The following is a 25,573-nucleotide window of genomic DNA, read 5'->3' as shown; positions in this document are numbered from 1 at the left end:
CCGGGGTGGAGAAGGTGACCCTCGCTGAGGGGGGTACTCCGCTGCCGGGTGAGGCACGCGTGACCGGCACCACCTGGACGTACAGCCCCACGACCGACTGGACTGCGGGTCCGCACACCCTCACCGCCACCGCACACAGAAGCGGCCTGGACTCACCGGCCTCCGCCCCCCGCCACTTCTCCGTGCAGACGCCTTCTCCAACGGTGTCGGTGGATCTGGTGGACCCGCTTGCCGACCATCAGGCAGAGCAGGTCGACTGCGCGTTCACGCGCAAGCTCGACGTGCACATCACCGAGAACGACGTCGCTGTGCGCTCGCTGCCCATCACCTTCACCATCAATGGATCCACCGGCTCCGTGTTCGGCACCGGGGCGACCGCGTACCCGTCCCGAACCGATGACCAGGGTGTGGCGCCTGCGACGGCGCTGTATGCCGGGGACACGCCGGGTGGTTTCACCGTCACGGTCACCTCGCCCGAACGTGCCGACGTGCGCAAAGACATCCACCTCACCGTCCAGCCCCGTTCCTGAATCCAAGGAGGAGCACATGGCCGCGAGCGCACAAAAGGGAATCACCAGTCTTTGGGTCTTCGAATCCGCCAGTGATGTCCCTACGGGCTACACCCTCGTCAACAGCCGCCTGAACATGAATGAGAAGGGCAAGGGCAGGTACCTCGCCTACATGCGGGAAGAGGGGGCCGCGCTGACAAACCTCGTCCTCCACTTGGCGTGGGCGCAGCCGTCACGCGTGTACCGGGCCGAGCAGTCCGCTCTGAATCTCAACGACGGCTCCCCGGGAGCGGGCGGTGGCCCCGCCGTTCCCTTCTACCTCGCGTACACCACGGCGGCCGAAGAGGGCGACAGCGAGATCATCGACATCGACGTCATCAAGGCCACCGACGCGCCGGAGAAGGGCTGGGACAGGATCCCGTTCAACCTCAACTCCTCTGTCGCCGGCGGCACAGCGCTCAACCTCGTCTTCCTGCGCTCGTGAGCCACTGAGCGGCACAGGCGGCCACGGCTGAGGCTGTCTTGCCCGGCTGCTGAAAGCGTCGCTGCCAGCACTCCGGAAGCAGCCGAGGTGCGGGGTACTGCCGAGGGCTCCAGGCCGCGAACCTGGTGGTGACCGCTCCTTCCATGGCGGCTACGACGAACGAGATGCGGCGCGCGCAGTTCCGTGGCTGCAGCCGGCCGGTGGATTCGGTCGGCTGCAGTGGTGGTGCGGCTGTGGTGCGGGTGGCTCTACGCGGTGCAGCTGGTGGGGTGTTCGGTGCCGGGACAGGTGTCGGTGCCGTTGCCGCCGTCGGCGGTGTCGTCTCCGGCGCCTGCGTGGATGGTGTCGTCGCCGTGGCCGCCGTTGAGGGTGTCGTCCCCGGGGCCGCCGTTGAGGGTGTCGTTGCCGTTCTGTCCGTTGAGGGTGTCGTTTCCGGTGCCGCCGTAGACGGTGTCGTCGCCGTTGTCGGCGTTGACGGTGTCGTCGCCGCCGAGCGCGCAGATCACGTCGTTGCCGTTGGTGCCGGTGATCGTGTCGTTGCCGGGGGTTCCGGTGAGGGTGCAGCCGCCTGCGTTGTTGACGGTGGTGGATTCGGTGGCGTCGTTGTTGCCGGGCGCCGGGTCGTTCTCGGTGGCGCTGGTGGTGGCGGTCGCGGTGACCGTGCCGGTCGCCGCGGGTTCGACGGTGATTTCCACTGTGGCCGAGGCGCCGTTGGCCAGGGAGCCGAGGGTGCAGTTCACCGTGGAGCCGCTGGGCGTGCAGGTGCCCTGGCTGGCGGTCACGTTGCCCACGCCGGCGGCGGCGCCCGTGTAGGTGATGGAGGTGGTGACCGAGGAGGCGCTGCCGGGGCCGTTGTTGGTGACGGTCACGGTGTCGGTGAAGGTGTCGCCGAGTGCCACCGGGTCAGGGGTGTCGGCGATGGTCGTGGTGAGGTCCGCCCCGGTCGGGGCCCCTGTCACTGTCACGGTCGCGGTGGCGGGCGGCGATGTGACCGGTGGGCCCGCCGGAGGAGTGCCGACCGCGGTCGCGGTGTTGACGATGGTGCCATTGTCGATGTCCGCCTGCGTCACCGTGTACGGGGAGGACGTGCAGAGCATGGCCTCGCCCGGGGCCAATGCGGTTTGCGGGCAGGTGACGGTGACCGGCGGGCCGGCGGGGGCGGTGAACGTATCCGTGACCGACACGTTGCTCAGGTTCTCGTCGCCGGAGTTGGTCACCAGGTACGAGTACGTCACCGTTTCCCCGGCGGCCGAGACCGTGGTCGGCGACGCCGACTTCGCCACGCTCAACTCCGGGGCCAGGGGCGCCGTCTTGATCGCGGCGGAGGCGATGGTCGTCGGCAGCGCGATCACGAAGGTCGTCGTGAGGATCAGTGCCCCCATCAGCGCCGCGATGTTCCGGAGCCTGGTCTGCGAGCGTCGCAGGACGGTCAGCCGGGACCGAAGTCTGCGGTGCGGTGGGTGGGTGTGTGTGGTGCGAGACATGTCGATGTCCCCTTCCCGCGTCCGCATCGTGGCGGTGGGGACGGAGGATCCCCTGGGGGCCCGCAGCGGTGCGGAATCGCTACGACGGACCGAGCCAACGGCGTGGAACGGAGCCAGGGATCACTCCTGGAGTACTCACCTGGAGTACGCACTGCCGGGCGGGGGCTGGGCCACGACGGGATCCAAAATGTCTCGTTATCACGGGAGTTGGGCTACTTGCGTCGTGACGGCAGTATGGCACTGGCATACCCGCCGTGGAACAAACCAGTCCGAAAAGACAAAAAATTTCAAATATGCACAGATTACGCAGAAGTGCTGTCCAAGAAGGGCTCGCTGGCACCCCGACCGGAGCGCAACGGGGCGCTGCTGTGAGGGTGAAGTCGGGGATCAGTGCGAGGGGCTGTCAGGTGGTGCCAGCTGACGGGCGGGGCAGGAAATGGCTGGCCCGGGCCTCCGGTGAGGGGAGGGCCGGGCCGGGGCCTTGTGCAGGTCGTGCGGAGAGCTCAGTACGGCAGTGGGCCCTCCGGTGTTACCAGGTCCCTGGTGACCTCCGCGATCGAGCGGCAGCCGGTCAGGGTCATCGCCAGGTCCAGGTCCGCGAGGAGGCAGTTCAGGACGTGTTCGACGCCCGCGCGGCCGTCCAGGGCGAGGCCGTACACGTACGGCCTGCCGAGCAGCACGGCGTCCGCGCCGAGGGCGAGGGCCTTGAGGACGTCCGTGCCGGTGCGGATGCCGGAGTCCATCAGGACCGGCGTGGCCGGGCCGACGGCGGCCCGCACCGAGGGCAGCGCGTCGAGCGCGGCCACGCCGCCGTCGAGCTGGCGGCCGCCGTGCGTGGACACGACGAGGCCGTCCGCACCCGCCGCGAGCGCCTTGCGGGCGTCCTCCGGGTGCTGGACGCCCTTGATGAGGATCGGCAGCGTCGTGCGCTCCCGGAGCCAGGGCAGGTCGTCCCACGTGAGCGTGGGGTTGGCGGAGATCTCCGCCCAGTGCACGAGGGGCGCCAGATCGCCGCCGTCGGCGGGGAGCTGGGACCGGAAGACCGGGTCGCTCGTGAAGTTGGCGATGCCCTCGCCGTGCACGAACGGGATGTACCCGGCGTCCAGGTCGCTCGGCCGGTAGCCGAACGTGGGGTTGTCCACCGTGACGACGAGCGCCGTGTACCCGGCCGCCTCGGCGCGGCGGACGAGGGACTCGGCGACGTCGCGGTCGTTCGGCCAGTACAGCTGGAACCAGCGGGCCTCGGCCCCGGCCTCCTTCGCCACGTCCTCCATGGAGTGCGAGGAGAAGCAGGACAGCGCGAACGGCACGCCCACCTCCGCCGCGGCCCGGACCGAGGCCAGCTCGCCCTCGGGGTGCGCCACCGTCTGCGCGGCCACCGGCGCCAGCAGCACCGGCACCGGAAGGCGCTGCCCGAGCACCGACACCGACAGGTCGCGCTCGCTGACGCCCCGCCACATGCGCGGCACCAACTGCCAGCGGTCGAACGCCGCGCGGTTGCGGCGGCCCGTCGCGCCGGTGCCCGCGTCACCGGCTATGTACGCGTGCGCGTGCGGTTCGAGGACCGCGCGCGCCGCCTCCTGAAGGCTCGTCAGGTCCGTGGACAGCTTGGGCTTGCTGCCCGTCATCCCGGCCAGATAGATCTGCCGTACCAGTTCGGAGCGGGGGGCGCGGGGCGTGTCCGCTGCTTCGGTCATGCGCTGCCTGCCTGTTCGTCGCCACCGGCCGCCGTCGCGAGCCGGTGCAGGTCCTTGCGGAGGTGACGGGTGAGCACCTCGGCGGCCGGGGAGTCGCGCTCGGTCAGCGCGAAGTGGCCGCCGGGCGTCGTCTCCACGGCGAACTCGCCCGTGGCGTGGCAGGACCAGCCCGCCGTCTCCTCCGCGCTGTTCTTGGGGTCGTCGTCGGCGAGCAGCGCCGTCATCGGCGCCGCCACGGCGGCGCCGGCCGCACAGTGGTAGCCGCGCAGCGCCTCGTTGTCGCCGCGCATCAGACGCACCATCTCACCGACGGTCTCCGGGTCGTTGAGCAGCGCCTCCGGTACGCCGCCGAGCCACCGCACGTGGCGTACGACGGCCTCGTCGCTCTCCTCGCCGTCGCCGCTCCTGTGCCAGGGGGCCGAGGGCGGCGCGGCGGCGGAGACGAACAGGCGGACCACGGCGGGACCTTCCGCCGCCGCGCCCGGCGCCTCCGCCTCGAGGATGCGGGTCGCCTCGAACGCGACGACGGACCCCATGCTGTGCCCGAGGACGAACAGCGGCCTGTCGTCGTGCCCCCGCGCCCGCAGCGCGTCCACGGCACCGCGGGCAAGCGCCGTGACGCTCTCCGCGAACGGCTCGGACCTGCGGTCCTGCCGCCCCGGGTACTGCACGGCGAGCAGCTCGACGTCCTCGGGCAGCGCCGCGGACAGCGCCGTGAACGCCATCGCGGGGCCGCCCGCGTGCGGGAAGCACAGCAGGCGGGCCCGGCTGCCGGGGCGCGGGTGGAACGTACGTATCCACTGACCCGGCCGCCGGGCCGCGCCCCCTGGGGAGGCACCGGCGGGCCGGGTCGAACCGGTGGCCGCCGCGGCGGCCCGATTGTCGGTCATGAACTGGGCATTCCGTTCGTTTCTCGGTGAGGTCTGGGGCAGTTCTCGGTCAAGAGGAACCCAGCTTGGCGAGGAGCGCGCCGAGCCGGTCGGACACGGTGGCGCGCACCGCGTCGCTGAGCCGGGTGTCGGCGAACGCCGTCTCCAGCTCGGTCAGTTCGTCCAGGAGGGCCTGGGCGTCGTTCGCCCCCGTGCCCTCGGTGTCGTCCGCTCCGTCAACGTATCCCTGCTCCGCCTTCAGGTGCTCCACGAGCTCCGCCGGGGTCGGCCAGTCGTAGATGAACGTGGCGGGCAGCTTCACGCCGGTCGCGGCGCCGAGCCGGTTGCGCAGCTCCACCGCGGTCAGCGAGTCGAAGCCGATCTGGTCGAAGGCGCCGTGCGGGTCGACGACCGCGCCGGAGGCGTGGCCGAGGACGGCCGCGACCTCGCCCAGGACGGCGTCCAGGAGGCGGTCACCGGTCGCCGGGCCCTGCGCGGGCACCGGGTCCGCCGCTGCCGCCTCGACGGCAACGGGTGTGGGCACCAGGTTCCTCAGCAGCGGCGGGACGGTGCCACCGCTCGCGACCGACGCGCGCAGGCCCTGGAGGTTCCAGGCGGCGGCCACGGCCACCGCGCTGTCCCGGCGCACCGACGCGTCGAGCAGCGCGATGCCCTGCTCGGACGTCAGCGGCGCCACACCGATACGACCCATGCGCGTGAGGTCGGTGTCGGTGAGCCCGGAGCCCATGCCGCCGACGCCCTGCCACAGGCCCCACGCGATGGAGACGCCGGGCCTGCCCAGCGAACGCCGGTACTCCACCAGGCCGTCGAGGAAGGCGTTGCCCGCGGCGTAACCGCCCTGCGCGGCCGAGCCCATGGTCCCGGCGAGCGAGGAGAACAGCACGAACGCGTCCAGGCCCAGGTGGTCGGTGAGCTCGTGCAGGTTGAGCGCCGCGTCCACCTTCGGGCGCAGCGACGTCTCCAGGCTCTCCGGCGTCAGGTCGGCGAGGACGCCGTCGTCCAGGACACCGGCCGCGTGCACGACACCGCCCAGGCGCACGCCGTCCGCCGCGAGGGCGTCGAGGGCCGCGGCGAGCGCGTCCCGGTCCGCCGCGTCGCAGGCCACCACGCGCACGTCCACGCCCTGCGCGCGCAGCTCGTCGAGATCGCGCCGCGCGTCCTCACCTGGCGCGCCCCGGCCCATCAGGACCAGGCTGCGCGCGCCGTGCTCGGCCACCAGGTGCCGGGCCACGAGGCGGCCGAGCCAGCCGAGGCCGCCGGTGATCAGGGTGGCGCGCGTGGTGTCCCAGGGCTCGGCCGCGTCCGGCAGGGCCAGGACGACCTTGCCGATGTGCCGGGCCTCGCTCAGGTACCGGAAGGCGTCCGGGGCGCGGCGGATGTCCCACACCGAGATCGGCGGGGCCTGCAGCGCCCCCTGCTCGAACAGGTCGAGAAGTTCGTGGAGCATCGCCTTGATGCGGTCCGGGCCCGGCTCGCGCACGTCGTACGCGCGATAGTTGACGCCTGGGTGGAGCGCGGCCACTTCGGCGGGGTCGCGCCGGTCGGTCTTGCCCATCTCCAGGAACCGGCCGCCGCGCGGCAGCAGGCGCAGCGACGCGTCGGCGAACTCACCGGCGAGCGAGTTCAGGACGACGTCGACGCCCTTGCCGCCGGAGGCCGCCAGGAACGACTGCTCGAAGTCCAGCGTCCGGGAGGAGGCGATGCGCTCGTCGGCCACACCCGCGGCGCGCAGCGCGTCCCACTTGCCCCGGCTCGCCGTGGAGTAGACCGTGGCGCCCAGGTGCCAGGCGATCTGGACGGCCGCGGTGCCGACGCCGCCGGCGCCCGCGTGCACGAGCACCGACTCGCCCCGGCCGAGCCGCGCCAGGTCCACCAGGCCGTAATACGCCGTCAGATAGGTCACCGGGACCGCGGCGGCCTGCTGGAACGACCAGCCGTCGGGGATCCGGCACACCAGCCGGTGATCGGTGACCGTGTTCGGGCCGACGCCGTTGATGAGCCCCATCACACGGTCACCGGGCTTCAGGTCCGTGACGCCGGGCCCGACCTCGACGACGACGCCCGCGCCCTCACCGCCGCCGCCGTTGTCGGACGCGTTCACGTCGACGGAGGCGGGGATGACGCCGAGCGCGAGCAGCGCCTCGCGGAAGTTCAGCCCGGCCGCGCGCAGCCGCAGGCGGATCTGGCCCTCCCGCAGCGGCTCGGCGACCTCCGGCCACGGCTCGAACGACAGGTTCGCGAAGGACGACTTGGCGACGTAGTCCAGGTACCAGTTCGGCTCGTCAAGCGGCGAGTGCAGCGTCCCTGCGGGCGCCGACGTGGTCAGGGCCGGGCGGTAGGCGGTGCCGCCGCGCAGCGCCAGCTGGGGCTCGTCGGCCGCTGCCGCGACCGCGGCCGTGAGCGCGGTGCGGGAGCCCGCCGTGCCGTCCTCGTCGAGCAGCGCGAAGCGGCCCGGGTGCTCGGCGTACGCCGACCGCAACAGGCCCCACACGGCGCGCAGGCCGAGCCGCGCGGTCGGCTGCTCGCCGTCCACGGCGACGGCGCCGCGCGTGACCGCGACCAGGCGGGTCGTGGCGAGCCGGTCGTCGTCCAGGACGAGCTGAGCGGCCGTCAGGACGTGGTGCAGGCAGGCGCGGACGGCCGCCGGGTCCGGGGTCTCGTCGGCGGGGCCCGCGGCGACGGGCAGCAGGATGACCTCCGGGGCCTCCTCGCCCTCGTCCAGGGCGGTGGCGAGGGCGGTCGGGTCGGCGTAGCGCCGGTCGACGGTGCCGCGCAGCGCCTCGTCGGTGAACTCCCCGATGACCGCCCAGGTCTCCGTGTCGGCCGTGGCGGGCAGCTCGGCGAGCGGCTCCCACGTCGGCACGTACAGGCCGTCCCGCTCGCCCGTGGCGGCCGCGGCGGCCGGGCGCAGGGTCAGCGAACCGATCGCGGCCACCGGTGTGCCCGCGGCGTCGGCGACGTCCACCGAGATCGTGTTCCGGCCGACCGGGGCGAGCCGCACGCGCAGGGCCGCCTGTGCGGTGCCCAGCGTGCGCGCGCCGTTCCAGGCGTACGGCAGCAGTGTCCTGCCACCCGCGTCGGTCAGGCCGCCGAGCGCCGACGGGTGCAGGGCCGCGTCGAGCAGCGCCGGGTGCAGCGCGTAGGCGCCGGGGCCCGGCTGCCGGTCGTCGGGCAGGGCCACCTCGGCGAACACCTCGTCGCCGCGCTGCCACAGCGCCTTCACGCCGCGGAAGGCCGGGCCGTACGTCAGGCCCTTGGCGGCGAGGTCGGCGTACAGGTCGTCCGGGGCGACCGGCAGGGGCTCGGCGCCCTGCGGGGGCCAGGCCGTGAGGTCGGCGGCCGGGGTTTCGTCGGTGGCCTGTGCGACGGTGCCGCTCGCGTTGCGCAGCCAGTCGGCCGACGCGTCGGAAGCGGTGCTCGCGTCGGAGGTGCGGCTCGCGTTGGAGGCGTCGCTCGGGTCGGAGGGGTCGCTCTCGCGGCGCGAGTGGACGGTGACCGCGCGGCTGCCGGTGGCGTCCGGGGCCGCGACGAACACCCGGAGCTGGATCTCCGTGTCCTCGGGGACGCTCAGCGGAGCCTCCAGGAGCAGTTCCTCCACGGCGCCGCAGCCCGCCGCACGCGCGGCGCACGCCGCGAGGTCGAGCAGCGCGGTGCCCGGCACCAGGACCTGGTCACCGACCCTGTGGTCGGCCAGCCACGGGTGCGTCGCCAGGGAGAGGCGGCCGGTGAGCAGCAGCCCGTCGAGCCCCGGGAGTTCGGCGACGGCCGTCAGGATCGGGTGGTCGAGCGCGCCCAGACCCGCCGAGCGCACGTCACCGGAGACCACCGGCTTGTCCAGCCAGTACGGGCGGTGCTGGAAGGCGTACGTGGGCAGCGGGACGCGGCGCGCGCCCTGGCCCGCGAAGACCGCGGCCCAGTCGGCCTCGGCGCCACTGGCGTGCGCGCGGGCGAGCGCGGCAAGGAGCGTGCCCGGCTCCGGGTGGCGGCGGCGCAGGGCCGGTATCAGCTCGTGCGCGGCGCGTGAGCTGTCCGTGGCGGCGAGGCAGTCGGCGGCCATCGCCGTGAGGTCGCCGGACGGGCCCATCTCCAGGAAGCGGGTGCAGCCGTCCTCGGCGAGGCTGTGCACGCCGTCCTGGAAGCGGACCGCCTGGCGCATGTGCCGCACCCAGTAGTCCGGGTCCGCAAGCTCTTCGGGCTCGACGGGGCGCCCCGTCAGGTCGGAGATCACGGTGAGTTCGGGGGAGCGGAACTCCAGCCGCGCCGCGAGGGCGCGGAACTCGGCGAGCGCGGGCTCCATCAGCGGCGAGTGGAAGGCGTGGCTGACCTTCAGCCAGGTCGCCTTGCCGCCCGCCTCCTCGAACGGCCGGATGGTGGCCGCCAGGGCCCCCTTCTCACCGGAGAGCACCGTCGCGGCCGGACCGTTGACCGCGGCAAGGGACACCGTGCCCGCGCAGTCGGAGAGCAGCTCGACGGCCTGCTCCTCGGAGGCGCGCAGGGCCACCATCGCGCCGCCCGCCGGGAGCTGCTGCATGATCCGGCCGCGTACCACCGCGAGCTGCGCGGCGTCCTCCAGGGACAGCGCACCGGCGGCGTGCACGGCCGCGAAGGCGCCCACGGAGTGCCCGAGGACCGCGTCCGGCCGGATCCCCCACGACGCGAAGAGCCGGAACAGGGCGACCTCGACCGCGAACAGGGCGGGCTGGGTGTACTCGGTGCGGTGCAGCAGGTCGGCCCCGGGCGTGCCCTCGGCGGCGAAGACGACCTCGCGCAGCGGCGTGGCCAGGTGCGGGTCGACGACCGCGCACACGGCGTCGAACGCCTCGGCGTACGCGGGGAACGCCGCGTACAGCTCCTTGCCCATCTGCGCACGCTGGGAGCCCTGACCGGCGAACAGGAACGCGGTGCGGCCCTCGACGGCCTTGCCCTGCACGGTGTCCGGGCCCGGTGTGCCGTCGGCGAGCGCGCGCAGGCCCGCGAGCAGGTCCTCGCAGTCGGTGGCGAGGAGCACCGCGCGGTGCGTGAGGTGGCCGCGCGTGGTGGCCAGCGAGAAGCCCAGCGAGGCCAGATCGGCGGCCTCGGCGGATTCGGCGGCCTCGGCGGATTCGGCGGTCTCGGCGGTCTCGGCGGGCCCGGGGGCGGTCAGGTGCTGGTGCAGGCGGTCGGCCTGGGCGCGCAGCGCCGTCTCGGAGTTGGCGGACAGGAGCAGCGGGACGGCGGGCAGCGGGACCGTGGGCTCCCGGTCGGCCGGGGCCGAAGGCTCGGGCGCCTGCTCCAGGATGACGTGCGCGTTGGTGCCGCCGATGCCGAAGGAGGACACGGCGGCGCGGCGCGGCCGGTCGACCTCGGGCCAGCTCCTGGCCTCGGTGAGCAGCGACAGGGTGCCGGCGGACCAGTCGACGCCCGGGCTCGGCTCGTCCACGTGCAGCGTCTTGGGCATCAGGCCGTGCTGCAGGGCGAGGGTCAGCTTGATGAGACCGCCGACACCGGCGGCCGCCTGCATGTGACCGAGGTTGGACTTCAGCGAGCCGAGATACAGCGGGGTGTCCGCGGTGCGGGCCGCGCCGTACGTGGCGATGAGGGCGCCCGCCTCCAGGGGGTCGCCGAGGGGCGTGCCGGTGCCGTGGGCCTCCACGAGGTCGACGTCGGCGCCGGTCAGGCCGGACGCGGCGAGGGCCTGTTGGATCAGGGCTTCCTGGGCGGGCCCGTTGGGCGCGGTCAGGCCGTTGCTCGCGCCGTCCTGGTTCACGGCCGAGCCGCGCACCACGGCGAGCACGGGGTGGCCGTGGCGCCGGGCGTCCGACAGGCGCTCGACGAGCAGCAGGCCCGCGCCCTCGGCCCAGGCGGTGCCGTCGGCGGACGCCGCGAACGACTTGCAGCGGCCGTCGCGGGACAGACCGCGCTGACGGCTGAACTCCACGAAGGAGTTCGGCGTCGCCATCAGCGTCACACCGCCCGCGAGCGCCATCGTGCACTCGCCGCGGCGCAGCGCGTCGACCGCCAGGTGCAGCGCCACGAGCGACGAGGAGCACGCGGTGTCCACGCTGATCGCCGGGCCCTGGAGGCCGAAGGTGTACGACAGACGGCCGGAGGCGACGCTGCCCGCACTGCCGATGGTCAGATACGCCTCGTACTCCTCCGGGGCGGGGGACAGGCGCGCCGCGTAGTCGTCGTACATGGTGCCGACGAAGACGCCGGTGCGGCTGCCGCGCAGCGTCGCGGGGTCGATGCCCGCGTTCTCGAACGCCTCCCATGCGGTCTCCAACAGGAGCCGCTGCTGCGGGTCGATCGCGTGCGCCTCGCGCGGGCTGATGCCGAAGAACTCGGGGTCGAACCGGGCGGCGTCGTAGAGGAATCCGCCCTGTTCGACGTAGGAGGTGCCCGCGTGGTCCGGGTCGGGGTCGAAGAGGTGCGTGAGGTCCCAGCCGCGGTCGGTGGGGAACGGGCCGACCGCGTCGACCTCGTCGACGACCAGCTGCCAGAGCTCCTGCGGCGAGCTGACGCCGCCGGGGAAGCGGCAGGACATCGCGACGATCGCGATCGGCTCCTCGTCGCGCTCCCGTGCGCGGGCGGCCACGGCCTTGAGCCGCTCGTTCTCCTTCAGCGCGGCCCGCAGCGCGTCGACGACCTGCTGGGGTGATGTGGGCGCCATCGTGTTCTCTCCAAATGTCCCTGTGCCGGGCGTGGGTTGCGTGTGCCGGACGGTGGTTCTGTGTGTCGGGCGGTGTCAGGACTCGCTGTCGCCCAGAGCCAGGCGGATCAAGTCGTCGGTGTTCATCTCGTCCAGGAGGCTTTCGCTCTCGGCCAGGTCGGCGCCCAGCAAGGCGTTCCGCGGGTCGTGCGGGTTCGGGGCGTCCTGCTCGGGCTGTGCGACCTGCGCGTGCGGGTCCGCCGGTTCGGCGGTGGGCGCGGTGAGTGCGGTGAGCGCGGTGAGCAGCTTGTCGGCGAGCGCGGCCGGAGTGGGGTGGTCGAAGACCAGCGTGGGCGGCAGCTTGACGCCCGTCGCCGCGAGGAGACGGTTGCGCAGCTCGACCGCGGTGAGCGAGCTGAGGCCGAGGTCCTGGAAGCGGCGGTGCGCCGCCACCTTGTCCTGCGGCTCGCCGAGGACGGCGGCCACCTGCGTGCGCACGGCGCGGCGCAGGATGTGGCGGCGCTCGCGCTCGGGGGCGCGGGCCAGCTTCTCGCGCAGCGCGGCGGCGGTGTCCTCGACGGGCCCGGCCCCGGCACCGTGCGGGGCGAGGTCCCGCAGGACGGCCGGAGCGGTCGCCGCGTCCAGGGCGCTCGGGTCCAGCACCACGGCCGCGAGGTACGGGGCCCCGTCGGCGAGCGCCGCGTCGAACAGGGCGAGCCCGGCCTCCGCGGACAGCGAGCCGATCCCCGAGCGCCGCAGGCGCAGCAGGTCGGCCTCGCTCAGGTCCCCGGTCGCCGCGGCCCCGTCCGCCCACAGGCCCCACGCGAGGGACAGCGCGGGCTGCCCCGCGGCGCGGCGCTGCTGCGCGAGGCCGTCCAGATAGGCGTTGGCCGCCGCGTAGTTGCCCTGACCGGGCGTGCCGAGCGTCCCCGCGAACGAGGAGCACAGCACGAACGCCGTGAGGCCGAGGTCCGCGGTGAGCTCGTGCAGGAGCGCGGCGCCCGTGGCCTTGGGGCGCAGCACCCGCTCCAGGTGATCCGGCGTCAGGGCGCCGAACAGCGCGTCGTCGAGTACGCCCGCCGTGTGCACCACGCCGGTCAGCGGGTGTGCGCCCGGCACGGCGTCGAGGACGGCGGCGAGCGCGGCCCGGTCGGCGGGGTCGCAGGCCGCGACCGTCACCTCGGCGCCCGCGGCCCGCAGTTCGGCCACGAACGCGACGGCATCCGGCGTCCGTAGCCCCTGGCTGCCGGTGAGCAGCAGGCGGCGCACGCCGTACGCGGCTACGAGGTGCCGGGAGAGGCGTCGGCCGAGGGGGCCGAGGCCGTCGGTGACCAGGACGTGGCTGTGCTCGTCGAACGCCGTTCGGGTGTCCGTGAAGGCCTTCGGTACGTCCGTCCGCACCGTCTGCACCGTCCGTGCCGTCCGTGGCTCGTGCGGGCGCAGGCCCGGCGTGCTCACCCGCCCGGCGCGCAGCGCCAGTTGGGGCTCGGCGGAGGCCACCGCCTGCACGACGCCGTGTACGGACTCGGGGCGGCCGTCGGTGTCGACCAGGGTGAAGCGGCCGGGGTTCTCCGTCTGCGCGGTGCGGATGAGGCCCCACACCGGCGTCCCGGTGAGGTCCGGGTGCTCGTCGGCGGCGACCGCGACGGCGCGCTCGGTCACCAGGGTGAGCCGGGTGCCGTCCAGGCGTGCGTCGGCGAGCAGGGCCTGGGCGAGCGCGAGTGCTGTGCGGGCGGCGGCTATCGGGGCTTCAGTGGGGTCGGTGGGCTCGTTGGTGGGGGCATTGGGTTCGGTGGACCCACCGGCCGTGGCGATGCCGCTGGTGGCGGACTCGCCGGGGGCGGGCGTGCTGGGTGCGGCGCTCCCGCCGAGCGCGGTGGCGACGACGACGGCGGGCGCCGGGGCCCCGTCGTCGAGCGCCGCACGCAGCCCGGCCAGGTCCGGATGGGCGTCGACGGTCACCCCCGCGGCACGGATCGCGCTCGTCAGTTGGGCGGGGTCGGTGCCCACGACCGCCCACCGGCCCGTCGGGACCGCCTGCGACACGTCACGCTCGGTCCAGTCGAGGGCGAACAGGGCGGCCCTGTCGTCCGAGGTGGCGGACGCGGCCGACGCGAGCGTCTCGGCCGGGACCTCGCCCACGGTGAGGGAGGTGGCGTCGAGAACCGGCGTGCCGTTCTCATCGGCGATGTGCACGGAACAGGTGTCCTTCGCGCGGTGACGGATCCGGACCCGCAGCGCGGTCGCGCCGGGGGAGTGGAGGGCCAGGCCGCGCCAGGCGCACGGCACGACTCTGCGGCTGCCCTCGCCCTCGGCCCCGCCGACCAGGGCGTGCAGGGCGGCGTCCAGGGCGGCCGGGTGCAGCTGGAAGCCGCGGCCGGGGGCCTCCGGCGGCAGGGCGACCTCGGCGTACAGGTCACGGCCCGCGCGCCAGACGGCGCTCAGACCCTGGAAGGCAGGGCCGTACGCGTAGCCGATCCTGGCCAGTTCGGCGGTGAGGCCCTCGACGGGCACGGGCGTCGCGCCTTGCGGCGGCCACACGGTGAGCGCGGCCGAGCCGTCGGGATCCGCGGCAGCGCCGGACCCGGCCTCCTCCAGGACACCGACCGCATGGCGTGTCCAGTCCTCCTTGGACGCGGCAGCGGGCCGCGCGTGGAGGCTGAAGGGACGGGATCCGTCGGTGTCCGCGGGGCCCACCATCAGCTGGAGGTCCACGGGTTCGGTGAGCAGCAGCGGCCCTTCGAGGGTGAGGTGCCGGACGCGCTCCGCGCCGGACGTGCGGCCCGCGTACAGGGCGAGTTCCGCGACGGCGGCGCCGGGCAGCAGCGGCTGGCCCACCAGCGTGTGGTCCAGGAGCCACCGGTGGGCGCCCGGGTCGACCGCGCCGGTGAACAGCCAGCCCTGGCCTCCGGCCAGTTCGACGGCCTGACCGAGCAGCGGGTGCCCGGCGGTGTCCGGGGCGGGCGCGGTGGCCGGGGCGGTGAGCCAGTAGCTGTCGCGCTGGTACGCGTACGTGGGCAGCGCCACGGTGCGCCCGCCGCCCAGGAACGCGCTCCAGTCGACGGCCGCGCCGTGCGCGTACGCCTCACCCAGCGCGAGCGCGAACGGGCCGAGGCCGCCCTCGCCGCGGCGCAGCGACCCGATGGCGGTCACGTCGCCAAGCCCCGCCCGCGCGGCGGTCTCGGCGACCGCGGGCGTCAGGACCGGGTGCGGCGCCGCCTCCACGAACAGCTGGTGGCCGAGTCCGGCAAGACGCTCGATCACCGTGTGGAACGCGACCGGCTCCCGCAGGTTGCGCACCCAGTACGCGGCGTCGGGCCCGGCCGGGCCGACGGCCTCGCCGGTCACCGTGGAGTACCACGGCACTCGCGGGGGCCGTGGGGTGATCTCGCCCAGCACGCCGAGGAATTCCGCCGCGACGGCGTCGGACGCTGTGGTGAACGGGGCGTGGTCGACCGCGACGCGGCGCGCCGTGACGCCCTCCGCCGCACAGGCCGCGAGCAGCTCGTCCAGGGCCGCGGTCTCACCCGCGACCACCGTGCCCGAAGGGCTGTCGACCGCGGCGACGGCGATCCGGCCGTCGTACGCGGCGATCCGGGCCTCGGCGGCGGCGCGCGGCAGATCGAGCGCGACCATGCCGCCCGCACCACCCGTGCCACCCGTACCGCCCATGCCACCCGTCCCGGACAGGTACCCGGCGACGGCCTTGGCGCGCACCGCGACGACCCGCGCCGCGTCCTCGACGGACAGGGCGCCCGCCACAGTGGCCGCCGCGACCTCACCCGCGCCGTGGCCGACGACGGCCGCGGGCTCGACGCCATGGGCCCGCCACAACTGCGCGAGGGCGACCGACACCGCCCACGTCAGCGGCTGCGCCACCTCGGCGCGGTCCAGCGGCCCGTCCAGCTCGGCCCGGACGTCCCAGTCGACGAACGGCCCGAGCGCGTCGACGCATGCGGCGAGCCGCTCCGCGAAGACCGGCGACGACGCCGTCAACTCCCGTGCCATGCCCGCCCAGTGGGCGTCGGCACCGGGGAAGACGAACACCACGCCACCGGCCTCGACGCCCCGGCCCGTCACGGCCAGCGGCGTCCGCGCGCCCCGGCCGACCGCGTCGAGCCCGGCGAGCAGTTCGTCCCGGTCGGCGCCGACCACCACGGCCCGGTGCTCCAGAGCCGACCGCGTCCGCACCAGCGAGGCCGCGACGTCGAGCGGCGCGAGCTGAGGCAGGGCGGCGACGTGGTCGCGCAGCCGCTCGGCCTGGGCGCGCAGCGCGGCCGGGGTGCTGCCGGAGACCACCCACGGCACCACACCGGTCGCCGGGGGAGCGCCGGTCTCCTCAGCCGCGGTTCCCTCGGCCACGGGACCCTGCTCCAGGATCACGTGCGCGTTGGTGCCGCTGACGCCGAACGACGACACCGCGGCGCGGCGCGGCCGGTCGAGCTCCGGCCAGGCCGTGGCCTCGGCCAGGAGCGACACCGCGCCCGCGGTCCAGTCGACGTGGCGCGTCGGCTCGCCGGCGTACAGGCTGCGCGGCAGGACGCCGTGCCGCATCGCAAGGACCATCTTGATGACGCCGCCGACACCGGACGCCGCCTGCGCATGCCCGATGTTGGACTTCAGCGAGCCCAGGTACAGCGGCCTGTCCGCGGCGCGGTCCTGGCCGTACGTGGCGATGACGGCCCGCGCCTCGATCGGGTCGCCGAGCTCGGTGCCCGTGCCGTGCGCCTCGACGGCGTCGACGTCGGCACCGCGCAGGCCCGCGGCGGCGAGCGCGTCGCGGATGACCCGCTCCTGCGCGGGGCCGTGCGGCGCGGTGAGGCCGTTGCTGGCGCCGCCGTGGTTGACCGCCGAGCCGCGTACGACCGCGAGGACCTCGTGGCCGCGGCGCCGGGCGTCGGAGAGCCGCTCCAGGACCAGGACGCCCACGCCCTCGCTCCAGCCGACGCCGTCCGCGCTCGCGGCGAACGACTTGCAGCGCCCGTCCGCGGAGAGTCCACGCCGCCTGCTGTACTCCAGGAACGTGCCGGGCGACGACATGACCGTCACGCCGCCCGCGAGCGCCAGGTCGCACTCGCCGCCGCGCAGCGCCTGCGCGGCCTGGTGCAGCGCGACCAGGGACGACGAGCAGGCCGTGTCGACGGTGACCGCGGGCCCCTGGAGGCCCAAGGTGTACGCCACGCGGCCGGAGGCCACGCTCGGGGAGCTCCCGAGGAACGCGGACGCCTCCACGTCGTCGGGCGCGGTGGTGAGGCGTGCGGTGTAGTCGCTGTACATCACGCCGCTGAACACGCCGGTGCGGGTGCCGTGCAGCGCGGCCGGGGCGATGCCCGCGCGCTCCACGGCCTCCCAGCTGGTCTCCAGGAGCAGCCGCTGCTGCGGGTCGATCGCGTGCGCCTCGCGCGGGCTGATGCCGAAGAACTCCGGGTCGAACCGGTCGGCGTCGTACAGGAACCCGCCGTGCCGGGTGTAGGACGTGCCGGTCCTTTCCGGGTCGGGATCGTAGAGGTTCTCGACGTCCCAGCCGCGGTTCTCCGGGAACGGGCCGATCGCGTCGCCGCCGGTCTCGACCAGGCGCCACAGGTCCTCGGGGGTCCGGGTGTCGCCGGGGTAGCGGCAGGCCATGCCGACGATGACGACCGGGTCGTCCGCCGTCACCGCGGCGACGGCGGAACCGTGCTGTGCGCCCCGGACGCCGCCGGTCTCCTCGGCGGCCTCCGCGAGCAGGTGGTCCACGAGCGCGCCGGGCGACGGGTGGTCGAAGACCAGCGTGGTCGGCAGGTCGACGCCGGTCACCGCCCGGAGGCGGCCGCGCAGTTCGAGCGCCGTCAGGGAATCCATGCCCAGGTCGGTGAACGCGGCGCCGGAGGCGACGGCGGCGGGACCCGTGAGCCCGAGCACGGCGGCCACCGTCGACCGGACCAGGTCCGTGACGACGCGGCGCCGCTCGGCCTCGGGCAGCGCCGCCGTGACGCTCACCCATGACGTACCGTCCGCCGCCGGGGTCGTCGCGCCGCTCACACGGCGGCGCGTGGTGCGTACGAGGCCGCGCAGGAGTGCCGGGGCCGACTGCGCGCGGTCCGGGTCACGCAGCGCCGCCAGGTCCAACTCGGCCGAGAGCAGGACGGGTTCGCCGGTGGTGAGGGCCGCGTCGAGCATCCGGGTGCCGCGCGCGGCGGTGAGCGGTGCGAGCCCGGCCCGCCGCCAGCGCGCCAGGTCGGCGTCGGACAGCGTGCCCGCCATCCCGGCCGTGTCCTCAAGGCCCCACAGGCCCCACGCCAGTGAGGTGGCGGGCAGCCCCTGGGCGTGGCGGTGCTGCGCGAGGGTGTCCAGGAAGACGTTGGCGGCGGCGTAGTTGCCCTGACCGGCGTTGCCGATGAGGCCCGCGACCGAGGAGAACAGGACGAACGCCGTCAGCGGCGCGCCGGCCGTCAGCTCGTGCAGGTTCCAGGCCGCGTCCGCCTTCGGCCGCAGCACCGCGGACAGGGCGTCGGGCGTGAGGTTCGGCAGCGTGGCGTCGGCGAGGACGCCCGCGGTGTGGATGACGGCGGTCAGCGGGTGCGCGGCGGGCACGGTGGCGAGCAGCTCGGCGAGCGCGGCACGGTCGGCCACATCGCACGCGGCAACGGTGACGTCGGCGCCCAACTCGGCGAGCCGGGCGGCCAGTTCGTCGGCCCCCTCGGCGGCACGGCCCCGGCGACCGGCCAGGATCAGGTGCTTGACGCCGTGCCGGGCGACGACGTGCTCGGCGAAGAGCCGGCCGAGCGCGCCGGTGCCGCCGGTGATCAGGGCGGTGCCGTCCGGGTCGAGGACGGTGCCGGGGCCGTCGGCCGCACCGTCGATCGCGGCGGCGGCCGTCACGGGGACGGGCGCGAGGCGCGGCGCGTACACCTCCGTGTCGCGCACGGCGAGTTCGAGGCCGTCCGCGACGGCCGCGAAGACGGCCGTGAGGGACCGCTCGGAAAGGCGGGCGCCGTCGGCGCCGTCGAGGTCCACCAGCGCGAAGCGGCCCGGGTGTTCGCTGCGGGCGGTGCGGAGCAGGCCGCGCGCCGCGGCCCCTGGCAGGTCCCGCACGCCCTCGCCGGGCACCACGGCCAGGGCCCCGCGCGTGACGAGCAGCACCTTGCACGCGGCGAACCGCTCGTCGGCCAGGACGCTCCGCACCACGGCCAGGGCACGGGCGGCGGCGGTGTGCGCGCCGCCCACAGGGTCCGCGCCCGGCTCGGGCGGGGTCAGCACGATGACGTCGGGAGCCGCGCCGTCCGCGTCCAGCAGCGCCGTCGGGCCCGCGTGGATCCCGTAGTTCCCGTCGCTCGTGTCGCTCCCGTAGTTCTCGTCTGCCGCTGCGCCGTACGCCGCGTACTCGTGGACCGCACCGCGTACGCCACGGGAGCCGAGCGCCGCCACGAGGCCGGGCGCGTCGCCGCCGAGCACGGCCCACCATCGCCCCGGCGCGGCGGTGTCGTCGGCGACCTGGAACGGCGCGAAGCCGTAGCGGTACAGCCCGTCGTGGTGCGCGCCGCCGCCCCGCGTGAGCCGGTCGGCGGGCACCGCCCGCAAGGCCACCGACTCGGCCGAGAGGACCGGGTCGCCGTCGGGCGTGGTGGCGGTCAGGGCGGCGCCGTCACGGCCCTTCGGGGAGAGGCGCACGCGCAGCGCCGTGGCGCCGGACGCGTGCAGCGTGACGCCGTCGAAGGAGAACGGCAGCCGCGGCCCGGTGTCGTCGGAGCCGTCCGCGACAGCGGGCAGCAGCGCGTGCAGAGCCGCGTCGAGCAGCGCCGGATGCACGCCGTACGCGGCGGCGTCCGCGTGCAGGGACGCGGGCAGCGCCACCTCCGCGTACCGCTCGTCGCCCGCCTGCCAGGCGGCGACCAGGCCCCGGAAGGCCGGGCCGTACGTGTAGCCGAGGCCGGCCAGGCGCTCGTACAGGCCGTCCGTGTCCAGCTTCCGCGCGCCCGGCGGCGGCCACGCCTCCGCGGCCGCGGGCGGCTCCGCGCCGTCCCTGGCGAGCACGCCGGACGCGTGCCGGGTCCACTCGCCCTGGTCCCATGGCACGTCGTCCGTGGCCGCGTCGCGGCGCGAGTGGATCGCGACGGTCCGCGCGCCGGAGCCGTCGGCCGCGCCGACGGTCACCTGGAGGCGCACCGCCCCGTCATCGGGCACGGTCAACGGCGTCTCCAGGACCAGTTCGCGCAGCCGCCCGCAGCCGAGCCGGTCGCCCGCGGCCACCGCGAGCTCCACCATCGCGGTGCCCGGAAGCAGCGCCGCCCCGGCGATGACGTGGTCGGCGAGCCAGGGGTGGCCGCGCAGCGAGAGGCGCCCCGTCAGGAGCAGACCGTCGCCGTCCGCCGCGTCGGCCAGGCGCGTCATGCCGCCGAGCAGCGGGTGCTCCGCCGACTCCAGGCCGAGCGAGGCCGCGCCGGTCGGCAGGGCAGCGGCGTCGAGCCAGTAGCGCTCGCGCTGGAAGGCGTACGTCGGCAGGTCGGCGCGGCGGGCCCCGGGGAAGAGCCGCGCCGGGTCGGGTGCGGCGCCGCGGAGCGCGGCGTGGCCGAGCGCGGCGGCGACCGTGTGCGCCTCCGGTCGTCCCTTGCGCAGCACCGCGACGGGCGCGGCGGTCTCCGCCTGCTCCTCGCCGAGGCAGCCGCGCACCATCGCGGCGAGCACGGCGTCGGGACCGAGCTCCACGTACGCGGTGACGCCCGCGTCCTGGAGCACCCGCACCCCGTCGCGGAAGCGCACGGTGCCGCGCAGGTGGCGTGTCCAGTAGTCGGGTGACGCGAGCTCGGCCGCGGTGGCGACGGCGCCGGTCAGGTTGGAGACGACCGGGATGCGCGGGGCGGCGTACGTCAGGCCCGCCGCGACCGCGCGGAACGCGTCGAGCACGCCGTCCATGTGGTGCGAGTGGAAGGCGTGGCCCACCTTCAGGCGCGAGGTGCGGCGGCCCTTCTCCTTCCAGGCGGCGGCCAGTTCGACGGCGGCGTCCTCGTCGCCGGTCACGACGACGGCGCGGGGGCCGTTGACGGCGGCGACGTCCAGGCGGCCCGCGTACGGCGTGAGGGACGCACGGATCTCGTCCTCGTCGGCCTCGACGGCGACCATCGCGCCGTCGGCCCGCGCGGCCTGCATGAGGCGGCCGCGCGCGGCGACCAGAGCGCAGGCGTCCGCCAGGTCGAGCACCCCCGCCACGTGCGCGGCGGCGAGCTCGCCCACCGAGTGGCCGAGGAGGAAGTCGGGCGTCGTACCGCAGTGCTCCAGGAGCCGGAACAGCGCGACCTCGACGGCGAACAGCGCAGCCTGGGCGTACTGGGTCTGGTGCAGCAGCGCGGCGTCGTCGGACTCCTCGGCGGCGAACACCAACTCCTTCAGCGGACGCGGCAGATGGGGATCCAGGTGCGCGCACACGGCGTCGAACGCGGCGGCGAACGGCACGGACGTCCCGTACAGCTCCCGCCCCATGCCCGGGCGCTGACTGCCCTGGCCGGTGAAAAGGAACGCCGTCCTGCCCCGGTCGGCGCGGCCCGTGGCGGCCTTGGTGGGCGGCGTCGCCGGGCCCCGCAGGACATCGGCGGACGACTCGCCCGCGGCGAGTGCGGACAGGCCCCGCAGGAAGCCGTCGCGGTCCTCACCGACCACTGCGGCGGTGTGGGCGAACAGGGGGCGTGCGGACAGCAACGAGCGGCCGACATCGGGGAGTTCGAGCTCGGGCCGGGCCGCCACGAAGTCGCGCAGGCGGGCAGCTTGTGCGCGCAGCGCCTGCTGGGTGCGCCCGGACAGCAGCCATGGCGTGGCGGGTACGGGCAGGGGCTCGGCGGCGCGCTCGGCGACCTGGGTGTCCTCGGCGGGCGCCTGCTCCACGATCACGTGGGCGTTGGTGCCGCTGATGCCGAACGACGAGACGCCCGCGCGGCGCGGCCGGCCCGTCTCCGGCCAGGGGCGCGCCTCGGTCAGGAGGGACACCGCGCCCGCGGTCCAGTCGACGTGGCGCGTCGGCTCGTCGACGTGCAGGGTGCGCGGCAGGACTCCGTGCCGCAGTGCCAGCACCATCTTGATCAGGCCGCCGACGCCCGCGGCGGCCTGCGCGTGACCGATGTTGGACTTCAACGAGCCCAGGTACAGCGGCTGTTCGGCGCCGCGCCGCCCGTACGTGGCGAGCAGTGCCTGCGCCTCGATGGGGTCGCCGAGCCGGGTGCCGGTGCCGTGCGCCTCGACCGCGTCCACGTCCGTGACGGACAGGCCGGCCGCGGCGAGCGCGTCGAGGACGACCCGCTCCTGGGCAGGCCCGTTGGGCGCCGAGATGCCGTTGCTCGCGCCGTCCTGGTTGAGCGCCGAACCACGGACCAGGGCGAGGACCTGGTGGCCGTTGTGGCGCGCGTCGGAGAGCCGCTCCAGCATCAGCATGCCCGCGCCCTCGGCCCACCCGGTGCCGTCGGCGGAGTCCGCGAACGCCTTGCAGCGCCCGTCGGAGGCGAGGCCCCGCTGGCGGCTGAACTCCACGAACAGGCCGGGGCTCGCCATCACGGTCACCCCGCCCGCGAACGCCAGGTCGCACTCGCCGTCGCGCAGCGCCCGCGCGGCCATGTGCACGGCCACGAGCGAGGAGGAGCACGCGGTGTCGACGGTGACGGCGGGCCCCTGGAGGCCGAAGGTGTACGCGGCACGCCCGGAGACGACGCTGGTGAAGTTGCCGGTGATCAGATAGCCGCTCGCCGTCTCGTCGGCGGCGTCCAGGCGCGGGCCGTAGTCCTGCTTGATGGCGCCGACGTACACGCCGGTGCCGCTGCCGCGCAGGCGCGCGGGGTCGATGCCGGAGCGCTCGACGGCCTCCCACACCGTCTCCAGGACCAGCCGCTGCTGCGGGTCCATGGCCGTGGCCTCGCGGGGGCTGATGCCGAAGAACTCGGCGTCGAACAGGTCGGCGTCGTGCAGGAATCCGCCCGCGCGGGCGTAGGAGCGGCCCGCCCGGTCGGGGTCGTCGTCGAAGAGCCGGTCCAGCGGCCAGCCGCGGTTCGCCGGGAAGGGCGAGACGGCGTCCTTCTCGTCGAGGACCAGCTGCCACAGGTCTTCGGGCGAGGCCACGTCGCCGGGGAAGCGGCAGGCCATGGAGACGATCGCGATCGGGTCGTCGTCCGCCGCCCGGGACCTGGTCCCGCGGGCCTGCGCCTGTGGTGCGGGAGTGGTCCCGGCCAGCTCGTCGGCGATGCGCTCGGCGACCGACCGCGGGGTCGGGTGGTCGAACAGGAGCGTCGCGGGCAGCTTCAGGCCGGTCGCGGCGGCCAGGCGGTTGCGCAGGTCCAGGGCCGTCACGGACTCCAGGCCGAGGTCGACGAAGGCGGCCTCCGGGTCGAGGCGGGCGGGGGCGCCCTCCGGGGCGGGGCCGGCGGAAGCGCCCTCAGGGGCGAGGCCGGGGGAGGCGCCCTTGGGGTCGGGGCCGATGGTGGCGCCCCCGGGGCCCCCGGAGCCCCCGCTCTCGTCGCGGCCGAGCACCAGGGCCGCCTCGGCGCGGACCAGGTCGAGGACCCGGGCAAGGGTCTCCTCGCGGTCCCGGCCGCGCAGACCCGACGCGACGTGGTCGTCGCCCTCGTCGAGCGCGTACGTCGGCAGCTCCACGACCGACGCGTCCGCGGGGAACGCAGGGCGCCAGTCCACCGCCGCGCCCGCGGCGTGCAGTTCGGCGGCCGACGTCAGGAACCGGCGGGGCCCGTCCTCGTTGCGGCGCAGCGTGCCGACGACGGCGGCGCCCGAGCCGGTGTCCTCCATGATCTGGTGGAGCGCCATGTCGAGCACCGGGTGCGGGGTGACCTCGATGAACGCGTCGTACTCGGTGGCGAGCGCGCGGACGGTGCGCTCGAAGTCGACGGTGCCGCCGAGGTTGCTCATCCAGTACGCGCCGTCGAGCACCGGGCCCTCCACGCGCTCGCCCGTGATGGTCGAGTACATCGGCAGCGCCGGCGTACGCGGCTGGAGCGGATCCAGGATGCGGAGGATCTCCTCGCGCAGGACCTCCATGCGCGGGCAGTGCGGCGCCAGGTCGATCGGGATGCGCCGGGCCGGTACGCCCTCGGCGACCAGGTCGGCCCGGAAGGCCTCGATCGCCTCGACGTCGCCGGACAGCGTGAACAGGCGGGGCCCGTTGATCGTGGAGACGAACAGACGGTCCCGCCACGCGTCGAGGCGCGGCGTGACCTCGGCGACCGGCAGCGGCACCGAGAGCATCGTGCCCTGCCCGACGACGGGCCGCATCGCCTTGCTCCACAGCGCCACGACGCGCGCCCCGTCCTCCAGGGACAGGGCGCCGGAGACCACGGCGGCGCTGATCTCGCCGTTGCTGTGCCCGACGACGGCCGCCGGTTCGACGCCGAAGGACTGCCACAGGGCGGCGAGGGACACCATGACGGCGAACAGCGCGGGCTGGACGACGTCCTCGCGCTCCAACGAGGGCGCGCCGGGCGCGTTACGGAGTACGGCCTCCAGGTCCCAGTCGATGTGCGGGGCGAGCGCGGCCGCGCACTCCTCCACCCGGGCGCGGAACACGTCGGAGGCGTCGAGCAGGTCGCCCGCCATGCCGGTCCACTGCGGGCCCTGGCCGGGGAAGACGAACACCGTGCGGGCGCGCGGCTTCGCGGCCCCGCTGATCTGCGCGGCCGTGGGGCGGCCCGCGGCGAGCGAGGTCAGCTCCGCGGTGAACTCCGCGCGGTCGGCGCCGAGGACGACCGCGCGGTGCTCCAACGCGCTGTGCGTGGTGGCGAGGGAGAGCCCCAGATCGGCGTCGGACGCGGGGTGCGCGGTGACGTGGGCGCGCAGCCGCTCGGCCTGGGCGCGCACGGCGGCGGCGCTGCGGCCGGAGACGAGCCACGGCAGGGCGCCGCCGCGCAGCAACGTGGTGGCGCTCACCTCGGCCGCGCCACGGGTGCCGTCCCCGTGCTCCGGGGCCGCGGCCACCACGACGTGACAGGTGGTGCCGTCGGCGTCGAACGACGAGACACCGGCGAGCCGTTCACCGTCCGGCCAGTCGACCACGGTGTCCTGCACGCGCAGGTGCGGCGCGGCCGACGGAACAGGGAGGTGCGCGGACGCGATGGCGGGGGTCGGCGGCAACCAGCCGTGCGTGAGGGACAGGACGACCTTCAGGAGCCCCGCGATGCCCGAGGCGGCACCCTGGCCCCCGATGCTGGCCCTGGCCGAGCCGACGAGCAGCGGCTCGTCGTCGGGGCGGGCCGCGCCGAGCACCGCGGCGAGCGCGGCGGCCTCCACCGGGTCGCCCACCGGCGTGCCGGTGCCGTGCAGTTCGACGTAGCCGACCTTGGCGGGGTCGGTCGCGGCCTGCTCGTAGGCGCGGCGCAGCAGGTCGCGGTGGTCGTCGTCGCGGGGGAGCGTGCGGCCCGTACGACTGTCGCTGTCGCTGTCGACGGCGCTGCCGCGCAGTACGGCGTGTACGCGGTCGCCGTCGGCGAGGGCGCGTGCGAGCGTCTTGAGGACGACGACGGCGCCGGCCTCGCCCCGTCGTACGCGCGCGAGGGGCAGCGCGATGCCGCCCGCGAGCGCGACGTCGGCCTCGCCGCCGCGCAGCGACCGGCACGCCCTGTGCACGGCCACGAGTGAGGAGGCCTGCCCGGCGTCGACGGTCAGGCTCGGGCCGCGCAGGCCGAGGGCGAGGGAGACGCGGTGGGCGAGGCCGGTGTGGTTGGCGTGGTCGCCGTGTTTGCCGTGGTCGTTGGCCGTCGCGCCGAGGAAGACGCCGATGGCGCTGCCCTGGAGGTGCGCCGGGGCGATGCCCGCGTGCTCCAGGGCCTCCCGGCCGAGTTCGAGGACGACACCCGACCCTCTGTCCGAAGCCGAAGCCGAAGCCGAAGCCGAAGCCGAAGCCGAAGCCGAAGCCGAAGC

General features: G+C 75.2%; 5 protein-coding genes and 2 pseudogenes. 2 read left to right on the top strand and 5 right to left on the bottom strand.

Translation table 11 applies throughout. The features are described 5' to 3' along the window. Together ACFWZ5_RS07400 and ACFWZ5_RS07395 are read left to right on the top strand one after the other, a co-directional pair. A pseudogene (locus ACFWZ5_RS07400) lies at positions 1 to 530 on the top strand (hypothetical protein); the annotation flags it as partial. Between the two features lie 16 nt (positions 531 to 546). Beyond that, positions 547 to 993: a hypothetical protein gene (locus ACFWZ5_RS07395; RefSeq protein ID WP_384788339.1), complete on the top strand. Its 447-nt coding sequence runs from the start codon at positions 547 to 549 to the stop codon at positions 991 to 993. 248 nt (positions 994 to 1,241) lie between these two features. Here the strand turns inward: ACFWZ5_RS07395 and ACFWZ5_RS07390 are convergent, their stop codons facing one another. The 5 genes and pseudogenes from ACFWZ5_RS07390 to ACFWZ5_RS07370 all read right to left on the bottom strand — a co-directional run. After that, positions 1,242 to 2,477: a hypothetical protein gene (locus tag ACFWZ5_RS07390; protein ID WP_384788342.1), complete on the bottom strand. Its 1,236-nt coding sequence runs from the start codon at positions 2,475 to 2,477 to the stop codon at positions 1,242 to 1,244. A gap of 503 nt (positions 2,478 to 2,980) precedes the next feature. Further along, the gene (locus ACFWZ5_RS07385; protein WP_384788345.1) at positions 2,981 to 4,174 is read right to left on the bottom strand and encodes an alpha-hydroxy-acid oxidizing protein; all 1,194 of its coding nucleotides are present in this window, start codon (positions 4,172 to 4,174) and stop codon (positions 2,981 to 2,983) included. Beyond that, the gene (locus tag ACFWZ5_RS07380) at positions 4,171 to 5,064 is read right to left on the bottom strand and encodes a thioesterase II family protein (RefSeq protein ID WP_384890507.1); all 894 of its coding nucleotides are present in this window, start codon (positions 5,062 to 5,064) and stop codon (positions 4,171 to 4,173) included. Before ACFWZ5_RS07380 ends, ACFWZ5_RS07385 begins: the two co-directional genes overlap by 4 nt. Positions 5,065 to 5,113: 49 nt before the next feature. After that, positions 5,114 to 11,713, bottom strand: a pseudogene (locus ACFWZ5_RS07375) (type I polyketide synthase); the annotation flags it as partial. Positions 11,714 to 11,788: 75 nt separating this feature from the next. After that, positions 11,789 to 25,573 (bottom strand): type I polyketide synthase (locus tag ACFWZ5_RS07370; RefSeq protein ID WP_384890505.1); only part of this gene is annotated, 13,785 nt, incomplete at its 5' end.

The organism is Streptomyces sp. NPDC059003, assembly GCF_042740445.1.
Lineage (GTDB): Bacteria > Actinomycetota > Actinomycetes > Streptomycetales > Streptomycetaceae > Streptomyces.
The sequence above is the reverse complement of the archived record's forward strand: the minus strand, read 5'-3'. Positions and strand labels throughout refer to the sequence as shown.